This window comes from Streptomyces sp. NPDC001027, assembly GCF_040299045.1.
Taxonomy (GTDB): Bacteria; Actinomycetota; Actinomycetes; order Streptomycetales; family Streptomycetaceae; genus Streptomyces.
The window spans coordinates 34139-49853 of the sequence record NZ_JBEPBI010000045.1 but is presented as its reverse complement, the minus strand read 5'-3'; the positions used below and the strand labels follow the sequence as shown (position 1 = coordinate 49853).

The window sequence follows — 15715 nt, the reverse complement described above, 5'->3', positions numbered from 1 at the left end:
CGTTTTTTTGGTGGGGGGGGTTTGGGGCGGCGCGGGGCGGCGGTGGGTGGGCGGGGGCCCCGGGGGGGGGGGGGGGGCCCTCCGTCGATGCAGGAGCGGACGTCGGCGCACGTCCCTCATGGGGGACGTCAGTGCACGTCGCCCATGAGCTCCTTGACCTTCTTGCGGTACATCCACACCGCCGCGCCGGCGATGACGGCGAGCGCGGCCTCCAGGGCCACGATGCCCGTCTTGTTGAGGTCGACGCCGGCGATGGACAGCAGACCGGTCGTGGCGTCGCCCGCGGTGACGGCCAGGAACCAGACGCCCATCATCTGCGAGGCGTACTTCGCGGGCGCCATCTTCGTGGTGACGGACAGGCCGACGGGGGAGAGGGTCAGCTCGCCGACGGTCTGCACGAAGTAGATCGCCGCCAGCCACAGCGCGGCCGCCTTGTGACCGCCCTCGGCGATCGCCAGCGGGGCCAGGAACAGGAAGAACGACGCGCCGACCAGGACCAGGCCCATCGCGAACTTCGTCGCCGTGCTCGGCTCCTTGCCGCGCCGGGCCAGCGCCAGCCAGGCCCAGGCGAAGAGCGGCGCCAGCGCCATGATCAGGACCGGGTTGACCGACTGGTACCAGGAGACCGGGAAGTCCCACCCGAACACGCTGTTCTTCGCCGAGGACTCCGCGAACAGGGACAGCGTCGAGCCGCCCTGGTCGTAGATCATCCAGAACACGGCCGCGGCGACGAAGAACCAGACGTACGCCGTCAGCTTGGACTGCTCGGCGCCGTCCAGCTCCTTGTCCCGCTTCATCCGGGCGATGACGAGCACCGGGATGACCAGGCCGGCCACCGTGATCGGCACCAGCAGCCAGTTCAGCGTGTAGACGCCGGAGACGCCCACGACGGCGTAGAAGACGATCGCGACGGCCGCCCAGAACGCGGCCTTGCGCAGCGTGGCCGCCTTCTCCTGCGCCGACAGCGGCGTGGGGACGACGTCCGAGCGGGTGCTCAGGTGGCGGCCGCCGAGGAGGAACTGGGTGAGGCCCAGGCCCATGCCGAGCGCGGCGAGCGCGAAGCCCAGGTGCCAGTTGACGTTCTCGCCGATGGTGCCGATGATCAGCGGCGCGGCGAACGCGCCCAGGTTGATGCCGATGTAGAACAGCGTGAAGCCGCCGTCCCGGCGCGGGTCGTCGGGCCCGTCGTAGAGGTGGCCGACCATCGTGGAGATGTTGGCCTTGAGCAGGCCCGAGCCGATGGCGACGAGACCGAGGCCCGCGTAGAAGGTGCCGGCGTTCGGCAGCGCGAGGGTGAGATGGCCGAGCATGATGATCGCGCCGGCGACGGCGACGGTCCTGCGGGGGCCGAGCACGCGGTCGGCGAACCAGCCGCCGGGCAGGGCGAGCAGGTACACGAGCGACAGGTAGACCGAGTAGATCGCGGTGGCCGTCGCGGCGCTGAGGTGCAGGCCGCCGGGGGCGACCAGGTACAGCGGGAGCAGGGCCCGCATGCCGTAGTAGGAGAAACGCTCCCACATCTCGGTCATGAAGAGAGTGGCCAGTCCGCGGGGGTGGCCGAAGAAGGTCTTCTGGGAGCCGGGGGTGCCCGGGCGGACCGAGTCCTTCGTCAGGCTGGACGCCATGTCGTTCCTTGCTGGTCGGGACGCGCCGCGAGAGCTCGCGCCCGGTGGGGGGCTGGCCGGCACCGGCGGACCGCGTCGCCCACTCCCACGCCCGGGGGAGTCCGCTTCGGATCGCGAAGCGGTGGACGGCGACCGCCGGGATCCACGCCCCCTCGTCGGGGGCCCGGCCACAGGTCGTTCCTTTCGAGGCCGGCGGACCGGCCCGCACACAGAAGGGACCCTCGACGTCAAGCCGACCGCCAAAGGTCCTTGTGTGCTACAAGCGTTCTGCCACCATACGACAGCACAACGCCGCATATGGAAGGACTTGAGACACGGATCACAGGTGATCAAGGAACCGCGGTCGGCACTTCGAAGGTCTGCACCAGGATGCCATCTGCCGACCGCAGGTCCGTACCAGCGTCGGCGGGTCGGCGGCCCCGGGTCGGCGACCGGTGTGTCCGGCATGTCCGGGGTAAGAAACCGCATGGGCGATCACACTTCGACGGTCGCCTGCCGCGGACTACCATCAGCTCATGACCCGAGTACTGCTCGCCGAGGACGACGCGTCCATCTCGGAGCCGCTGGCCCGCGCACTGCGCCGGGAGGGCTACGAGGTCGAGGTGCGCGAGGACGGCCCCACCGCGCTGGACGCCGGAATGCAGGGCGGCGTCGACCTGGTCGTGCTGGACCTCGGTCTGCCCGGCATGGACGGCCTGGAGGTGGCCCGACGGCTGCGCTCCGAGGGCCACGCCATTCCGATCCTGATCCTGACCGCGCGCGCCGACGAGGTGGACACCGTCGTCGGCCTGGACGCGGGCGCGGACGACTACGTCACCAAGCCCTTCCGGCTGGCCGAACTCCTCGCCCGGGTCCGGGCCCTGCTGCGGCGCGGCGCGTCCGAACCGCAGCAGCCGCCCGCCACGCACGGCGTGCGCATCGACGTCGAGTCGCACCGCGCGTGGATGGGCGACGAGGAACTCCAGCTCACCGCCAAGGAGTTCGACCTGCTGCGGGTCCTCGTGCGCGACGCGGGCCGGGTCGTCACCCGCGACCAGCTGATGCGCGAGGTGTGGGACACCACCTGGTGGTCGTCGACCAAGACCCTCGACATGCACATCTCCTGGCTGCGCAAGAAGCTCGGCGACGACGCGGCCAACCCCCGCTACATCGCCACCGTACGAGGTGTGGGCTTCCGCTTCGAGAAGAGCTGAGGCGCCGCCGCCGAGCCGCCGCGGGGCGCCTGGGCCGCGTCGTCGGGTGCGGGCCGGCGGGGCTTCTCGCGCAGTCCCCCGCGCCCTGCGGGGCGGCCGGCACCTGAGTTGAAAAGTCACCGCACCGGAGGGCACCGTGCGCCGCCGTCTCATCCAGTCCACCCTCGCCGTGGTGCTCGTCGTCATCGCGGTGTTCGGGGTGTCCCTCGTCATCGTCGAGACCCGCACGATCAGCAACAGCGCCCAGGAGCGGGTCGACTCCGAGGCGCTGCGGCTGGCCAGCATCGTGGACAGCCGGCTGGTCGGCTCGGAGAACGTCACCCCGGCGATACTGCGCGACCAGGTCACCCAGGACCGCTACGCCGAGATCCGCATCCCCGGCCGGCCCGTCATCGAGGTCGGGACCAAGCCCACCGGCGACGTCATCAAGGCGCATGCCAGGGGCGAGGAGGGCGAGACCGTCCTGGTGCAGGAGCCGCGCTCCACCGTGACCCGGGAGGTCGGCCGGACCCTGCTGATCATCGCCCTCGTGGCGCTGCTCGCCGTGGTCGCCGCGGTCCTGCTGGCCATCCGCCAGGCCAATCGCCTCGCCTCCCCGCTGACCGACCTCGCGGAGACCGCCGAGCGCCTAGGCTCGGGCGACCCGCGCCCCCGCCACAAGCGGTACGCCGTCCCCGAGCTGGACCGGGTCGCCGACGTCCTCGACTCGTCCGCCGAACGCATCGCCCGCATGCTCACCGCCGAACGACGGCTCGCCGCCGACGCCTCCCACCAGCTGCGCACCCCCCTGACGGCCCTTTCCATGCGCCTGGAGGAGATCACCCTCACCGACGACCCCGACACGGTGAAGGAGGAGGCCACGATCGCGCTGACCCAGGTGGAGCGCCTGACGGACGTGGTGGAACGCCTCCTCACCAACGCCCGGGACCCGCGTACCGGCTCCGCCGTCACCTTCGACCTCGACGAGGTCATCCAGCAGCAGCTCGCCGAGTGGCGGCCCGCCTACCGCGGCGACGGCCGGGCCATCGTCAGCTCAGGCAAACGCCATCTGCGCGCGGTGGGCACGCCCGGCGCGGTCGCCCAGGTCCTGGCCGCCCTGATCGAGAACTCCCTCATGCACGGCGGCGGCACCGTGGCGCTGCGCACCCGCGTCACCGGCAACCAGGCCGTCGTCGAGGTGACCGACGAGGGGCCGGGCGTCCCCGCAGACCTGGGGGCCCGCATCTTCGAGCGGGCGATCAGCGGCCGCAACTCCACCGGCATCGGTCTGGCCGTGGCCCGCGACCTGGCGGAGGCCGACGGCGGCCGTCTGGAGATGCTCCAGGCGCAGCCCCCGGTCTTCGGTCTGTTCCTGTCCCGCACGGCCCCGCAGGCGCGCACGACGGGCGACGACGAGCCGACCGTCAGGTGAGCGCGGCGGGCCGTCGGCGGAGCAGGCCCCGCGGTGAGAGCGGGCCCTCGTGGGCTCAGCCGACCCGCTGCGAGGCCTTCGGCGCGGGCCTCCTGGCCTGCTCGGCCACCGCGCGGAACGTCTCGGCGCCGGGCACGGGCTCCGGCTCGGGCAGCGCCCGGAAGACCCAGGTGCGGTAGGACCAGAACCGGAACAGCGTCGCGACCCCGATGCCGACGAACTTGAACACGTTGTTCTGCAGCGGGCTGTCCCACCCGAAGCCGTAGGTCGCCACGAACAGCAGCCCGTTCTCGATCACCAGGCCGACCGCGCTGAACGCCATGAACAGCGTCAGTTCCCTCGTGCGTCCGCCCTTGTCGCGGTCACGGTAGGTGAAGTAGCGGAACCCCACGTAGTTGAAGGCGATCGACACGACGGTCGCCAGCACGCTCGCCCGCACCACCTGCAGATCGGTGAGATGGCGGACGAGGTTGAACACGCCGAGGTTGACCAGCAGGCCCGCGCCGCCCACGGCTCCGAACTTGGCCAGCTCGTGGACGAGCCTCTTCAGCCCCGAGGAACCATGCGCCATGGTCGTACAGGCCCCCGTCCGGGTTCGGTTTCGTCAACCCAGCCATGCTAACCACCACTCTTCTCGGTTTCCTGTGGTCCCGCTCACCGGACCGCGCCCGACGGGGCAGATGCGGCGATACGACAGGTATGGGCGCGGGTATGAGCAGGGAAAGGCACCGGTAAGAGGCGCGGGATCCGGCCGCGGTGGCGTGGCCGATACCCTGGGGGCGTGACGTTCCCGGTAGTCGGCATGGTCGGCGGGGGCCAGCTCGCTCGTATGACACACGAGGCGGGCATCCCGCTCGGCATCAGGTTCAAGCTCCTCAGTGACACCCCACAGGATTCCGCGGCGCAGGTCGTGAGCGATGTCGTCATCGGCGACTATCGCGACCTCGACACGCTCCGTGAGTTCGCGCGCGGGTGCGATGTGATCACCTTCGATCACGAACACGTTCCCACCGAGCATCTGCGGGCGCTGGAGGCGGACGGCATCCCCGTCCGCCCAGGCCCCGACGCGCTGGTGCACGCCCAGGACAAGGGGGTGATGCGCGCCAGACTCGACGCGATCGGCGTCCCGTGCCCACGGCACCGGATCGTGACCGACCCGGCCGACGTGGCCGCCTTCGCCGCCGAGGGCGACGGCTTCCCGGTCGTCCTGAAGACCGTCCGCGGCGGTTACGACGGCAAGGGGGTCTGGGTCGTCGACTCCGCCGAGGAGGCCGAGGACCCCTTCCGGGCCGGCGTCCCCGTCCTGGCCGAGGAGAAGGTCGACTACGTGCGCGAGCTCGCCGCCAACGTCGTGCGCTCCCCGCACGGCCAGGCGGTCGCGTACCCGGTCGTCGAGTCCCAGCAGGTCGGCGGCGTCTGCGACACCGTGATCGCCCCGGCCCCCGGCCTGGACGAGGCCCTCGCGCTGCGGGCCGAGGAGATGGCCCTCAGCATCGCCAAGGAACTCGGCGTCGTCGGCCACCTCGCGGTCGAGCTGTTCCAGACCCGCGACGGCCGCATCCTCGTCAACGAGCTGGCGATGCGCCCGCACAACTCGGGCCACTGGTCGATGGACGGCGCGATCACCTCGCAGTTCGCCAACCACGTCCGCGCGGTCCTGGACCTCCCGCTCGGCGACCCGCGGCCGCGCGCCCCCTGGACGGTCATGGTCAACGTCCTCGGCGGCGACTACCCGGACATGTACTCCGCGTATCTGCACTGCATGGCCCGCGACCCCAAGCTCAAGATCCACATGTACGGCAAGGACGTGAAGCCCGGCCGCAAGGTAGGCCACGTCAACACCTACGGCGACGACCTGGACGACGTCCTCGAGCGCGCACGTCACGCAGCCGGTTACCTGAGAGGCACGATCACCGAATGACACCCGCCCTCCCGTCGCCCGACCACCACCCCTCAACGAGCGCTGACGCGCCCCCCTTTCCCTTGGTCGGCATCGTCATGGGGTCGGACAGCGACTGGCCGGTCATGGAGGCCGCAGCCCAGGCCCTCGACGAGTTCGAGATCGCGTACGAGGTCGACGTCGTCTCCGCGCACCGCATGCCGCGCGAGATGGTCGCGTACGGCGAGCAGGCGGCCGACCGCGGCCTCAAGGCGATCATCGCCGGCGCGGGCGGCGCGGCCCACCTGCCCGGCATGCTCGCCTCCGTGACCCCGCTGCCGGTCATCGGCGTGCCCGTGCCCCTGAAGTACCTGGACGGCATGGACAGCCTGCTGTCCATCGTGCAGATGCCGGCCGGCGTGCCCGTCGCGACCGTCTCCGTCGGCGGCGCGCGCAACGCCGGCCTGCTGGCCGCCCGCATCCTCGCCGCGCACGACGAGGAGCTGCTCGCCCGGATGCGCGAGTTCCAGCAGGAGCTCAACGACCAGGCCACCGAGAAGGGCAAGCGCCTGCGGGCCAAGGTCGAGGGCGCGAACGGCTTCGGCTTCGGGAAGTGACGGGCCACGTGAGCGAGCCGACCTCACTGGCCGCCGCCCGCGAGCTCCTGCGCGAGTTCCCGGTCGCCGACGGCCACAACGACCTGCCCTGGGCGCTGCGCGAACAGGTCCGCTACGACCTCGACGCCCGCGACCTCGCCGCCGACCAGCATGCCCACCTGCACACCGACATCCCCCGGCTGCGCGCGGGCGGGGTCGGCGCGCAGTACTGGTCGGTGTACGTGCGCTCGGACCTGCCCGACGCGGTGCCGGCGACGCTGGAGCAGATCGACTGCGTCCGGCGGCTCGTCGCCCGCCACCCGCGCGACCTGCGCGCGGCGCTGACGGCCGCCGACATGGAGGCGGCCCGCGCGGAGGGCCGGATCGCCTCGCTGATGGGCGCGGAGGGCGGTCACTCCATCGCCAACTCGCTAGGCGTGCTGCGCGGGCTGTACGCGCTCGGCGTGCGCTACCTGACCCTCACCCACAACGACAACGTGGACTGGGCGGACTCCGCGACCGACGAGCCGGCCGCCGGCGGCCTGACCGCCTTCGGCCGCGAGGTCGTGCGCGAGATGAACCGCGAGGGCATGCTGGTCGACCTCTCGCACGTGGCGGCGACCACGATGCGGGACGCCCTCGACGCGACGAGCGCGCCGGTGATCTTCTCCCACTCCTCCGCGCGGGCGGTCTGCGACCATCCGCGCAACATCCCGGACGACGTCCTGGAGCGGCTGCCCGCCAACGGCGGCATGGCGATGGTGACGTTCGTGCCGAAGTTCGTCCTCCAGGAGGCGGTCGACTGGACGGCCGCGGCCGACGACAACATGCGCGCCCACGGCTTCCACCCGCTCGACACCACCCCCGAGGCGATGAAGGTGCACCGGGCCTTCGAGGAGACCCGGCCCCGCCCGATCGCCACCGTCGCCACGGTCGCCGACCACCTCGACCACATGCGCGAGGCCGCCGGCGTCGACCATCTCGGCATCGGCGGCGACTACGACGGCACGGCCTTCACCCCCGAAGGGCTGAACGACGTCTCCGGCTATCCCCGCCTGATCGCGGAGCTCCTCGACCGCGGCTGGTCGGCCGCCGACCTCGCCAAGCTGACCTGGCGCAACGCGGTGCGCGTGCTGGGCGCGGCGGAGGACGTGGCGCGGGACCTGCAGGCCACGCGCGCGGCGTCCCACGCGACGATCGGCTCGCTGGACGGCTGACCCTCCGACGCGGGCGGGGGCGGCCGTCCCCCGCCCGCGTACCCCCGAACGCCTTGTCCACCGGGAAGAACGCCGCCCCCCGTGCGACGGTGACCGTACTGCTGATCGACGTACGGAGACCGTCATGGCCGACCTCCAGGACGAACTGCGGCCTCTTCCCGAGGCCGGCGAGCTGGACGCCGAGGCGCAGACGGCCCCTTCCCCGGGCGCCCCGTACACGCGCGGGACGCACAGGACCGAGGAGTCCGGCGCCACCGAGCCGGGGGCCGTCCCGGAGCCTGAGTCCGAGCGAGGACGCGGGCCGGAGCCCGGGTCGGAGCGGGGACGGGAAACGGGACGGGAAAGGGAGCGGGAGACGCAGGACAGCCCCTTGGAGCGCGCCCGGGCCCTTCTCGCCGCCCACCCCGTCGCCGACGGCTACAGCGGACTGCCGTGGGCCCTGCGGCACCTGCCCTGGTACGACCTCCAGCTCGGCGAGAGCGCCGTCGACACCGACGTGCCCCGGCTGCGGGAGGGCCATGTCGGCGCGCTGCTGTGGTCGCTGCATCCGCCCGAGGGCCTCGCCCCCGAGCGGGCCGTCGGCGCGACCCTGGAGCAGCTGGACCACGCCCGGTCGGTGATCGCCGCGCACCCCGAGGGGCTGCGGCTGGCGCTCAGCGCCGGGCAGGTCATCGACGCCCACCACTGCGGCCGGGTGGCCGTCGTGCTGGGCCCCGCCACGGCCGCGGCGGTGGACGGCTCCCTCGGCATCCTGCGGTCGCTGCACACGCTCGGACTGCGCGTCCTGACCCTCGTCGACGCCTCCTGGGCGGGTGAGTCGGGGCTGACCCGGTTCGGCGAGGAGGTGGTGCGCGAGATGAACCGGATCGGGGTGCTGGCCGACCTCTCCGGCGCATCCGACGCCACGATCGGCCGTGTGCTGGCGCTGTCCAAGACGCCGGTGCTGTGCACCCGCTCCGCCGCCCGCGCGCTGCGCCCGCACCCCGGCAACCTGCCCGACGGCCTGCTCGCCGAGCTGGGCGCGGCCAAGGGGCTGTGCCTGGTGCCGCTGACCGCCGAGCAGACCGGCCCGAGCGTGCGGGACGTGGCCGACCACCTCGACCACGTCCGCGCGATCGCCGGCCCGGACTGCGTCGGCCTGTCCGGCACCTACGACTCCGGCGCCGCCCACCCGCAGGGCCTCGCCGACGCCTCCGGCTATCCGCACCTGATCGCCGAGCTGCTGGGCCGCGGCTGGCCGGAGACCGACATCGCCCTGCTGACCTGGGGGAACATGCAGCGCGTGTTGCGCACGGCCGACTTCGCGGCCCGGGCGGCCCGTGACCGCAGGGAGCCGCCCACGGCGGGAGTCGCGCGGCTGGACGGCCGCCAGGACGCCTGACCCGGCGCCCGCCCCGCGCGGGGCGGCCCGTTCACACGTGTTCGATGCGGCACAGGCAGAACGGGTGCCCGGCCGGATCGGCGTACACCTGGAAGTCCTTCTTCTCCCGGTCCTCCAGGTCCAGCGGGCGGGCGCCCAGTGCCAGCACCCGCTCGTGGGCGGCGTCCACCTGCTCCCAGGTGGCGCCGCCGTCGAGGTCCAGGTGGAACTGCTGCGCGTTGCGGTCCGCGCGCGGCCACTCGGGCGGGGTGTACCCCTCGACCTGCTGGAACGCGATCCTGGGGCCGCCGGGGACGCGCAGCACGATCCAGTCGTCCTCGCCCTCCTCGGCCTCCGGGGAGCCGCCCAGGACCGCCGCGTAGAACGCGGCCAGCGCGCCCGGGTCGGGACAGTCGAGGACGACGGAACGGAATCGGGCTACGGGCGGCATGGAACCCTCCAGGACGTCAGCACGAGCACAGGCAGAACGGGTGCCCTGCCGGATCGGCGTACACACGCCACCCGCGCGAGCGGTCCTCCGCGTCCAGCGGCTTCGCGCCGAGGGCGAGCACCCCGCGCTCGGCCGCGTCCAGGTCGGCCACCGTCAGGTCCAGGTGGAACTGCTGGGAGTGCTCGGGCGCGGGCCAGGCGGGCGGGGTGAACCCGGGGGCGGCCTGGAAGGCCAGCGACCGGCCGTCGGGCAGTCTCAGGTCGACCCAGTCGTCGTCGCCCTCCGTGCTGCCGCCCAGCACCTCGGCGTAGAAACCGGCCAGCGCGCGCGGGTCGGGACAGTCCAGAACGACGACGCCCAGTTCGGCGAGAGCCATGACGCTCCTCCTCGAGTCGAAGTTGCCCGCTCCCGGTTACCTATAGATGCGGATAACCGGTAACGGTTACTGCATACTCCCGCATCGGCGGTAACGTCGCAAGCATGAGTGAGCGATCGGCCGCGCCCGGCGACCTGGCCCTGGTCGAGTCCCTGGTGAACACGCTGGACATCGAGTCCGGCGCCGACGCGCTGGACACCGCGCAGGGCCGGGCGAGGTTCGGGATCGCCGAGGACGAGGCCGCGCACGCCCGCGAGCTGCGGGAGTCCCTGCGCGCCGCCCTGCTGGCCCACGCGGGCCATCCGCCGCACCGCGCGGTGACCCCGCTGAGCGACCTGCTCGCGGCCGCGCCCCTGCTGGTGACGGTCGACGCCGATGACGGCTCCGCCCGCCTCGCCCCCGCACCGGGCGGGGCAGCGCTGCTCGCCCGCACGGCGACCGCCGTGGCGCAGGCCCTCGTCGAGGGCACCTGGTCCAGGCTGAAGGCCTGCGAGGCCGTCACCTGCCACTGGGCGTACTACGACCGCAGTCCGGCAGGCCGGGGCCGCTGGTGCTCGATGCAGGTCTGCGGGGCCCGGGCCAAGATGCGCCGGTACCGGTCGAAGTGACCCGCTGGGCGGATCAGCCCGCTGGGCGAGGCGATCCGCGGGGCGAAGCAGCCGGCTGGGCGCAGGAGTTCACCCGGCGGGGAGTTCACCCGGCGAAGGAGTTCACCGGCCGTCGCACAGGCCGGTGGTGCAGAATGCAGAAAGACGCCGGTTCGGCCGACTGAGCCTCGGCCGAACCGGCGTCGCCTGCACGCGCCCCGCAAGAGCCCCCGCGCCCTCTGGCGTCCCGCGGCGCCCCGCGAGCCCGCGGGTGTCAGGCCGTCGGGCGGCCCATCCCGCGGTAGGTCCAGCCGGCCTTGCGCCACAGCTCCGGGTCGAGCGCGTTGCGGCCGTCGAGGATCAGCCGGGTCGTCGCCACCTCGCCGAGCGCCGCCGGGTCCAGCTCGCGGAACTCCCGCCACTCGGTCAGGTGCAGCACCGCGTCCGCGCCCCGCACGGCCTCCAGCGCCGAGGGGGCGTAACCGAGGGTGGGGAACAGCCGGCGGGCGTTCTCCATGCCCTTCGGGTCGTACACCGTGACCTGACCGCCCTGCAGATGGATCTGCCCGGCCACGTTCAGCGCGGGGGAGTCGCGGACGTCGTCCGAGTCGGGCTTGAACGTGGCGCCGAGCACGGCGACCCGCTTGCCCAGGAACGACCCGCCCCCCAGCGCCTGCCGAGCCAGCTCCACCATCCGCCCCCGCTGGCGCATGTTGATCGAGTCGATCTCGCGCAGGAACGTCAGCGCCTGGTCGGCGCCGAGCTCGCCGGCCCGGGCCATGAAGGCACGGATGTCCTTGGGCAGACAGCCGCCGCCGAACCCGATCCCCGCCCGCAGGAACTTCTTGCCGATCCGGTCGTCGTACCCGATCGCCTCGGCCAGCTTGGCGACGTCGCCGTCCGCGGCCTCGCACACCTCCGCCATGGCGTTGATGAAGGAGATCTTGGTGGCGAGGAAGGAGTTCGCGGACGTCTTCACCAGCTCGGCCGTGGGGAAGTCGGTGACGACGAACGGCGAGCCCTCGCCGACGGGCGTCTCGTACACCTGCCGCAGCAGCGCCTCGGCCCGCTCGGTGCGCACGCCGACGACGATCCGGTCCGGGTGCAGCGTGTCCTGCACCGCGAAGCCCTCCCGCAGGAACTCCGGGTTCCAGGCGAGCTCGGCGTCCTCACCGGCCGGCGCGAGCTCGGCGACCATGCGGGCCAGCCGGTCCGCGGAGCCCACCGGCACGGTCGACTTGCCGACGACCAGCGCGGGCCGCGTCAGATGCGGGGCGAGGGAGGCGAGGGCGGACTCGACGTACGACATGTCGCACGCGTACTCGCCGTGCTTCTGGGGCGTGTTGACGCAGACGAAGTGGACGTCGCCGAACGCCCCCACCTCGGCCCAGTCCTGGGTGAACCGCAGCCGCCCGCTGGAACCCTCGAACCCGGCGACGTGCCGGCGCAGCAGCTCCTCGAGACCGGGCTCGTACATGGGCGTCTCACCGCGCTCGAGCATCTCGATCTTCTCGCGCACCACGTCGAGAGCGAGCACCTCGAATCCCAGCTCGGCCATGGCCGCGGCGTGCGTGGCGCCGAGATAGCCGGTGCCGATCACGGTGATGTTGAGGGCCATGAATGCTCCAGGTGGGGGATGCCGGTCGCTGCGCGCCCGAGCATAGTCGGGGCGTGCGGACGCCCTTCACCGGGCAGATCACGGGGCGGGACCCCTGTCGCCAAGGTCACGTATCACCGGGCTCGGCGGCGCTTTAAAATTTGAGTTACTTAACGGTAATTAGCACGGTGACCGCAGCGTCTTTGGAGCGTGAGACACCTTGGCCGGATCGGCTGATTTCGACCTGTACCGCCCGTCCGAGGAGCACGACATGCTCCGCGACGCCATCCGTTCGCTCTCCGAGGCGAAGATCGCGCCGTTCGCCGCCGCGGTGGACGAGGAGTCGCGCTTCCCGCAGGAGGCGCTGGACGCGCTGGTGGCCAGCGACCTGCACGCGGTGCACGTCCCCGAGGAGTACGGCGGCACGGGCGCCGACGCCCTCGCGACGGTCATCGTGATCGAGGAGGTGGCCCGCGTCTGCGTGTCCTCCTCGCTGATCCCCGCGGTCAACAAGCTGGGCTCGCTCCCGGTGATCCTCTCCGGTTCCGAGGACCTGAAGAAGAAGTACCTGTCGCCGCTCGCCAAGGGCGACGCGATGTTCTCGTACGCGCTCTCCGAGCCGGACGCGGGCTCGGACGCCGCCGGCATGAAGACCAGGGCGGTCCGCGACGGCGACCACTGGATCCTCAACGGCGTCAAGCGCTGGATCACCAACGCAGGCGTGAGCGAGTACTACACGGTCATGGCCGTGACGGACCCCTCGAAGCGCTCCAAGGGCATCTCCGCCTTCGTCGTCGAGAAGTCGGACGACGGCGTCTCCTTCGGCGCGCCGGAGAAGAAGCTCGGCATCAAGGGCTCCCCGACCCGCGAGGTCTACTTCGACAACGTCCGCATCCCGGCCGACCGCATGATCGGCGAGGAGGGCACGGGCTTCGCGACGGCGATGAAGACGCTCGACCACACCCGCATCACGATCGCCGCGCAGGCCCTCGGCGTCGCCCAGGGCGCCTTCGACTACGCCAAGGGCTACGTCCAGGAGCGCAAGCAGTTCGGCAAGCCGATCGCCGACTTCCAGGGCATCCAGTTCATGCTCGCCGACATGGCCATGAAGATCGAGGCGGCCCGCCAGCTGACGTACGCGGCGGCGGCCAAGTCCGAGCGCCTCGACTCCGACCTCACCTTCCAGGGCGCGGCCGCCAAGTGCTTCGCCTCGGACGTGGCGATGGAGGTCACCACGGACGCCGTCCAGCTCCTCGGCGGCTACGGCTACACCCGCGACTACCCGGTCGAGCGCATGATGCGCGACGCCAAGATCACCCAGATTTATGAAGGCACGAACCAAGTCCAGCGGATCGTGATGGCGAGGAACCTTCCGTAGTCGTCCGCGCGGGAAGACAGGCCCCGGCACGGGTGTGCCGGGGCCTTCGTCGTGCGGGCGCTCAGTCCTCGAGCCCCTCCGAGATCCGGCGCTCGCGCAGTTCCATGATCGCCCGGCGGCGGGCCAGACGGTGGGTGCGGCGGATCTGGGCCTCCTGGAAGCGCCGCTTGTCGCGTTCCGTCTCGGGGAGGACCGGCGGGACCGTGCGCGGCTTGCCGTCGGCGTCGACGGCGGCGAACACCAGATAGGCCGAGCCGACCTGGGTGGCCGGGGCGGACTCGTTCCAGCGCTCGGCCAGGACCCGCACGCCGACCTCCATCGACGTCCGGCCCGTCCAGTTGACCTGCGCCTTCACATGGACGAGATCGCCGACGCGGACCGGCTCGAGAAACGCCATCTCGTCCATCGACGCGGTGACGGCGGGTCCGCCGGAGTGCCGGCCGGCCACGGCGCCCGCCGCGTCGTCGACGAGCTTCATGATCACACCGCCGTGCACCGTGCCCAGGAGGTTGGTGTCGTTGTGGGTCATGATGTGGCTGAGGGTGGTGCGGGACGCCGACGTGGGCTTGCCCGGGATGTCCGGGGTGCTGCCCGACTCCGCTGCGGTGACCTGGTCTGTCATGTCCTCCACCTTATGGTGCGGGGGACAAGCCGGGACTTTGTGTCAGCTTGGCAACAGCGGGGCCCTGATTCTCCGACGGCCCTTGTACGGCACACAGCACTGCCCTGCACACTGGTCCGCATGAACGATTGGCCCGAGGGATGGTCCGACAGGGACCGCGGCAACCGGTACGGCGGCGGCAGCGCGAACGCGCAGCCCGAGAGCCCGCGAGTCATGCGGCAGGTCCGCCGCGGCCCGGCCGCGCCGCCGCAGGGCGCCGGCGTCCCGCCGCAGCCGTCGTACGTCAACGGCCAGGGATACGGCGACTACACCGACGCCCGGCAGACCGGTTACGACAGCGGCTACAACACGGGCCAGGTCTACGGTGACGGCGGCGGGGGGAGCGGCGGATACGCCGGCGACGAGCCGCGGCCCGCGCCGAACTGGCGCCGCCGCATCAAGTGGACGGCGATCACCGTCGTGACCGTGCTGGTCGTGACGACGGTCGGCACCTACTTCTGGGCCGACGGCAAGCTCAAGCGCGAGGTCGACCTGTCGAAGGTCATCGACCGGCCCGAGGGCGGCGACGGCACGAACTACCTGATCGTCGGCTCCGACAGCCGCGAGGGCATGTCCGCCGAGGAGAAGCAGAAGCTGCACACCGGCTCCGCCGAGGGCAAGCGCACCGACTCGATGATGATCCTGCACGTCGGGTCGGGCGGCGACACCCTGATCTCGCTGCCGCGCGACTCGGACGTGGAGCTCCCGACGTTCGTCGGCTCGGAGTCCGGCAAGACGTACAAGGGCACCGGCCGGCACATCAAGCTGAACGCCGCGTACGCGACGGACGGCCCCGAGCTGCTGGTGCGCACGATCGAGTTCAACACCGGCCTGCGCATCGACCACTACGTCGAGATCGGCTTCGCCGGCTTCGCGAGCATCGTGGACGCGGTCGGCGGCGTCGAGATCACCATCGACAAGGCCTTCAAGGACAAGTACTCGGGCGCCGACTTCCAGGCGGGCAAGCAGACGCTGAACGGCGAGGAGGCGCTCGCGTTCGTCCGCACCCGCCACGCGTTCGCCGCGTCCGACCTGCAGCGCACCAAGAACCAGCAGAAGTTCCTCGCGGCCCTCGCCCACGAGGTGGCCACCCCCGGCACGGTCCTGAACCCCTTCAAGCTGTACCCGACGATGAGCGCGGGCCTCGACTCCCTCATCGTCGACAAGGACATGGGTCTGTACGACCTCGGGTCCATGTTCTTCGCGATGAAGGGCGTCAACGGCGGCGACGGCACCTCGCTGAACATGCCGATCTCCGGCTCCTCCGGCGGCAACCTCGTCTGGGACAAGGCGAAGGTCAAGCAGCTGGTCAACGAGCTGAACAACGACGAGAAGGTCACCGTCACCGGCAACTGACCCGGACCACCCGCTCAGCGAAAGGGGC

15 protein-coding genes are annotated in these 15715 nt (G+C 71.8%); 9 read left to right on the top strand and 6 right to left on the bottom strand.

Annotation, left to right across the window (positions count from 1 at the left end):
• Window positions 1-128 precede the first annotated feature (128 nt).
• Window positions 129-1625, bottom strand: coding sequence for an oligopeptide:H+ symporter (locus tag ABT300_RS15760; protein ID WP_351675470.1), 1497 nt, complete (start codon window positions 1623-1625; stop codon window positions 129-131).
• 515 nt (window positions 1626-2140) lie between these two features.
• On the opposite strand from ABT300_RS15760, the gene ABT300_RS15755 reads away from it, so the two are divergent.
• Both ABT300_RS15755 and ABT300_RS15750 read left to right on the top strand, forming a co-directional pair.
• Window positions 2141-2818: a response regulator transcription factor gene (locus ABT300_RS15755; RefSeq protein ID WP_069768534.1), complete on the top strand. Its 678-nt coding sequence runs from the start codon at window positions 2141-2143 to the stop codon at window positions 2816-2818.
• Between the two features lie 136 nt (window positions 2819-2954).
• Window positions 2955-4229 carry a sensor histidine kinase gene (locus tag ABT300_RS15750; RefSeq protein ID WP_351675468.1) on the top strand — a complete coding sequence of 425 codons (1275 nt, stop codon included), beginning with the start codon at window positions 2955-2957 and terminating at the stop codon, window positions 4227-4229.
• A 55-nt stretch (window positions 4230-4284) separates the two neighbouring features.
• Here the strand turns inward: ABT300_RS15750 and ABT300_RS15745 are convergent, their stop codons facing one another.
• Window positions 4285-4800: a GtrA family protein gene (locus ABT300_RS15745; protein WP_351675465.1), complete on the bottom strand. Its 516-nt coding sequence runs from the start codon at window positions 4798-4800 to the stop codon at window positions 4285-4287.
• A gap of 210 nt (window positions 4801-5010) precedes the next feature.
• On the opposite strand from ABT300_RS15745, the gene ABT300_RS15740 reads away from it, so the two are divergent.
• From ABT300_RS15740 to ABT300_RS15725, 4 genes are all read left to right on the top strand, one after another.
• The gene (locus ABT300_RS15740) at window positions 5011-6150 is read left to right on the top strand and encodes a 5-(carboxyamino)imidazole ribonucleotide synthase (RefSeq protein WP_351675462.1); all 1140 of its coding nucleotides are present in this window, start codon (window positions 5011-5013) and stop codon (window positions 6148-6150) included.
• A gap of 77 nt (window positions 6151-6227) precedes the next feature.
• Entirely contained in the window at window positions 6228-6725 is a 498-nt protein-coding gene (gene purE / locus ABT300_RS15735) for a 5-(carboxyamino)imidazole ribonucleotide mutase (protein ID WP_351675473.1), read from the top strand.
• Between the two features lie 8 nt (window positions 6726-6733).
• Entirely contained in the window at window positions 6734-7921 is a 1188-nt protein-coding gene (locus tag ABT300_RS15730) for a dipeptidase (RefSeq protein WP_351675460.1), read from the top strand.
• 124 nt (window positions 7922-8045) lie between these two features.
• Window positions 8046-9302: a dipeptidase gene (locus tag ABT300_RS15725; RefSeq protein ID WP_351675457.1), complete on the top strand. Its 1257-nt coding sequence runs from the start codon at window positions 8046-8048 to the stop codon at window positions 9300-9302.
• A gap of 31 nt (window positions 9303-9333) precedes the next feature.
• Here ABT300_RS15725 and ABT300_RS15720 read toward each other — a convergent pair whose 3' ends face one another.
• Both ABT300_RS15720 and ABT300_RS15715 read right to left on the bottom strand, forming a co-directional pair.
• Complete coding sequence (locus tag ABT300_RS15720; RefSeq protein WP_351675454.1) at window positions 9334-9732, bottom strand: VOC family protein; 399 nt, start codon at window positions 9730-9732, stop codon at window positions 9334-9336.
• 16 nt (window positions 9733-9748) lie between these two features.
• On the bottom strand, window positions 9749-10108 hold the full coding sequence (locus ABT300_RS15715; RefSeq protein WP_351675451.1) for a VOC family protein: 360 nt from the start codon (window positions 10106-10108) through the stop codon (window positions 9749-9751).
• Between the two features lie 104 nt (window positions 10109-10212).
• Here ABT300_RS15715 and ABT300_RS15710 point away from each other — a divergent pair, with 104 nt between their 5' ends.
• Window positions 10213-10716, top strand: coding sequence for a CGNR zinc finger domain-containing protein (locus ABT300_RS15710; RefSeq protein ID WP_351675448.1), 504 nt, complete (start codon window positions 10213-10215; stop codon window positions 10714-10716).
• Between the two features lie 253 nt (window positions 10717-10969).
• Here ABT300_RS15710 and ABT300_RS15705 read toward each other — a convergent pair whose 3' ends face one another.
• Complete coding sequence (locus ABT300_RS15705; RefSeq protein ID WP_351675445.1) at window positions 10970-12313, bottom strand: UDP-glucose dehydrogenase family protein; 1344 nt, start codon at window positions 12311-12313, stop codon at window positions 10970-10972.
• A 199-nt stretch (window positions 12314-12512) separates the two neighbouring features.
• Here ABT300_RS15705 and ABT300_RS15700 point away from each other — a divergent pair, with 199 nt between their 5' ends.
• On the top strand, window positions 12513-13670 hold the full coding sequence (locus tag ABT300_RS15700) for an acyl-CoA dehydrogenase (RefSeq protein ID WP_351675442.1): 1158 nt from the start codon (window positions 12513-12515) through the stop codon (window positions 13668-13670).
• Between the two features lie 61 nt (window positions 13671-13731).
• On the opposite strand, the gene ABT300_RS15695 is transcribed toward ABT300_RS15700, so the two are convergent.
• Window positions 13732-14292 carry an acyl-CoA thioesterase gene (locus ABT300_RS15695; protein WP_351675439.1) on the bottom strand — a complete coding sequence of 187 codons (561 nt, stop codon included), beginning with the start codon at window positions 14290-14292 and terminating at the stop codon, window positions 13732-13734.
• A 120-nt stretch (window positions 14293-14412) separates the two neighbouring features.
• On the opposite strand from ABT300_RS15695, the gene ABT300_RS15690 reads away from it, so the two are divergent.
• Entirely contained in the window at window positions 14413-15687 is a 1275-nt protein-coding gene (locus ABT300_RS15690) for an LCP family protein (RefSeq protein WP_351675436.1), read from the top strand.
• Window positions 15688-15715: the final 28 nt, after the last annotated feature.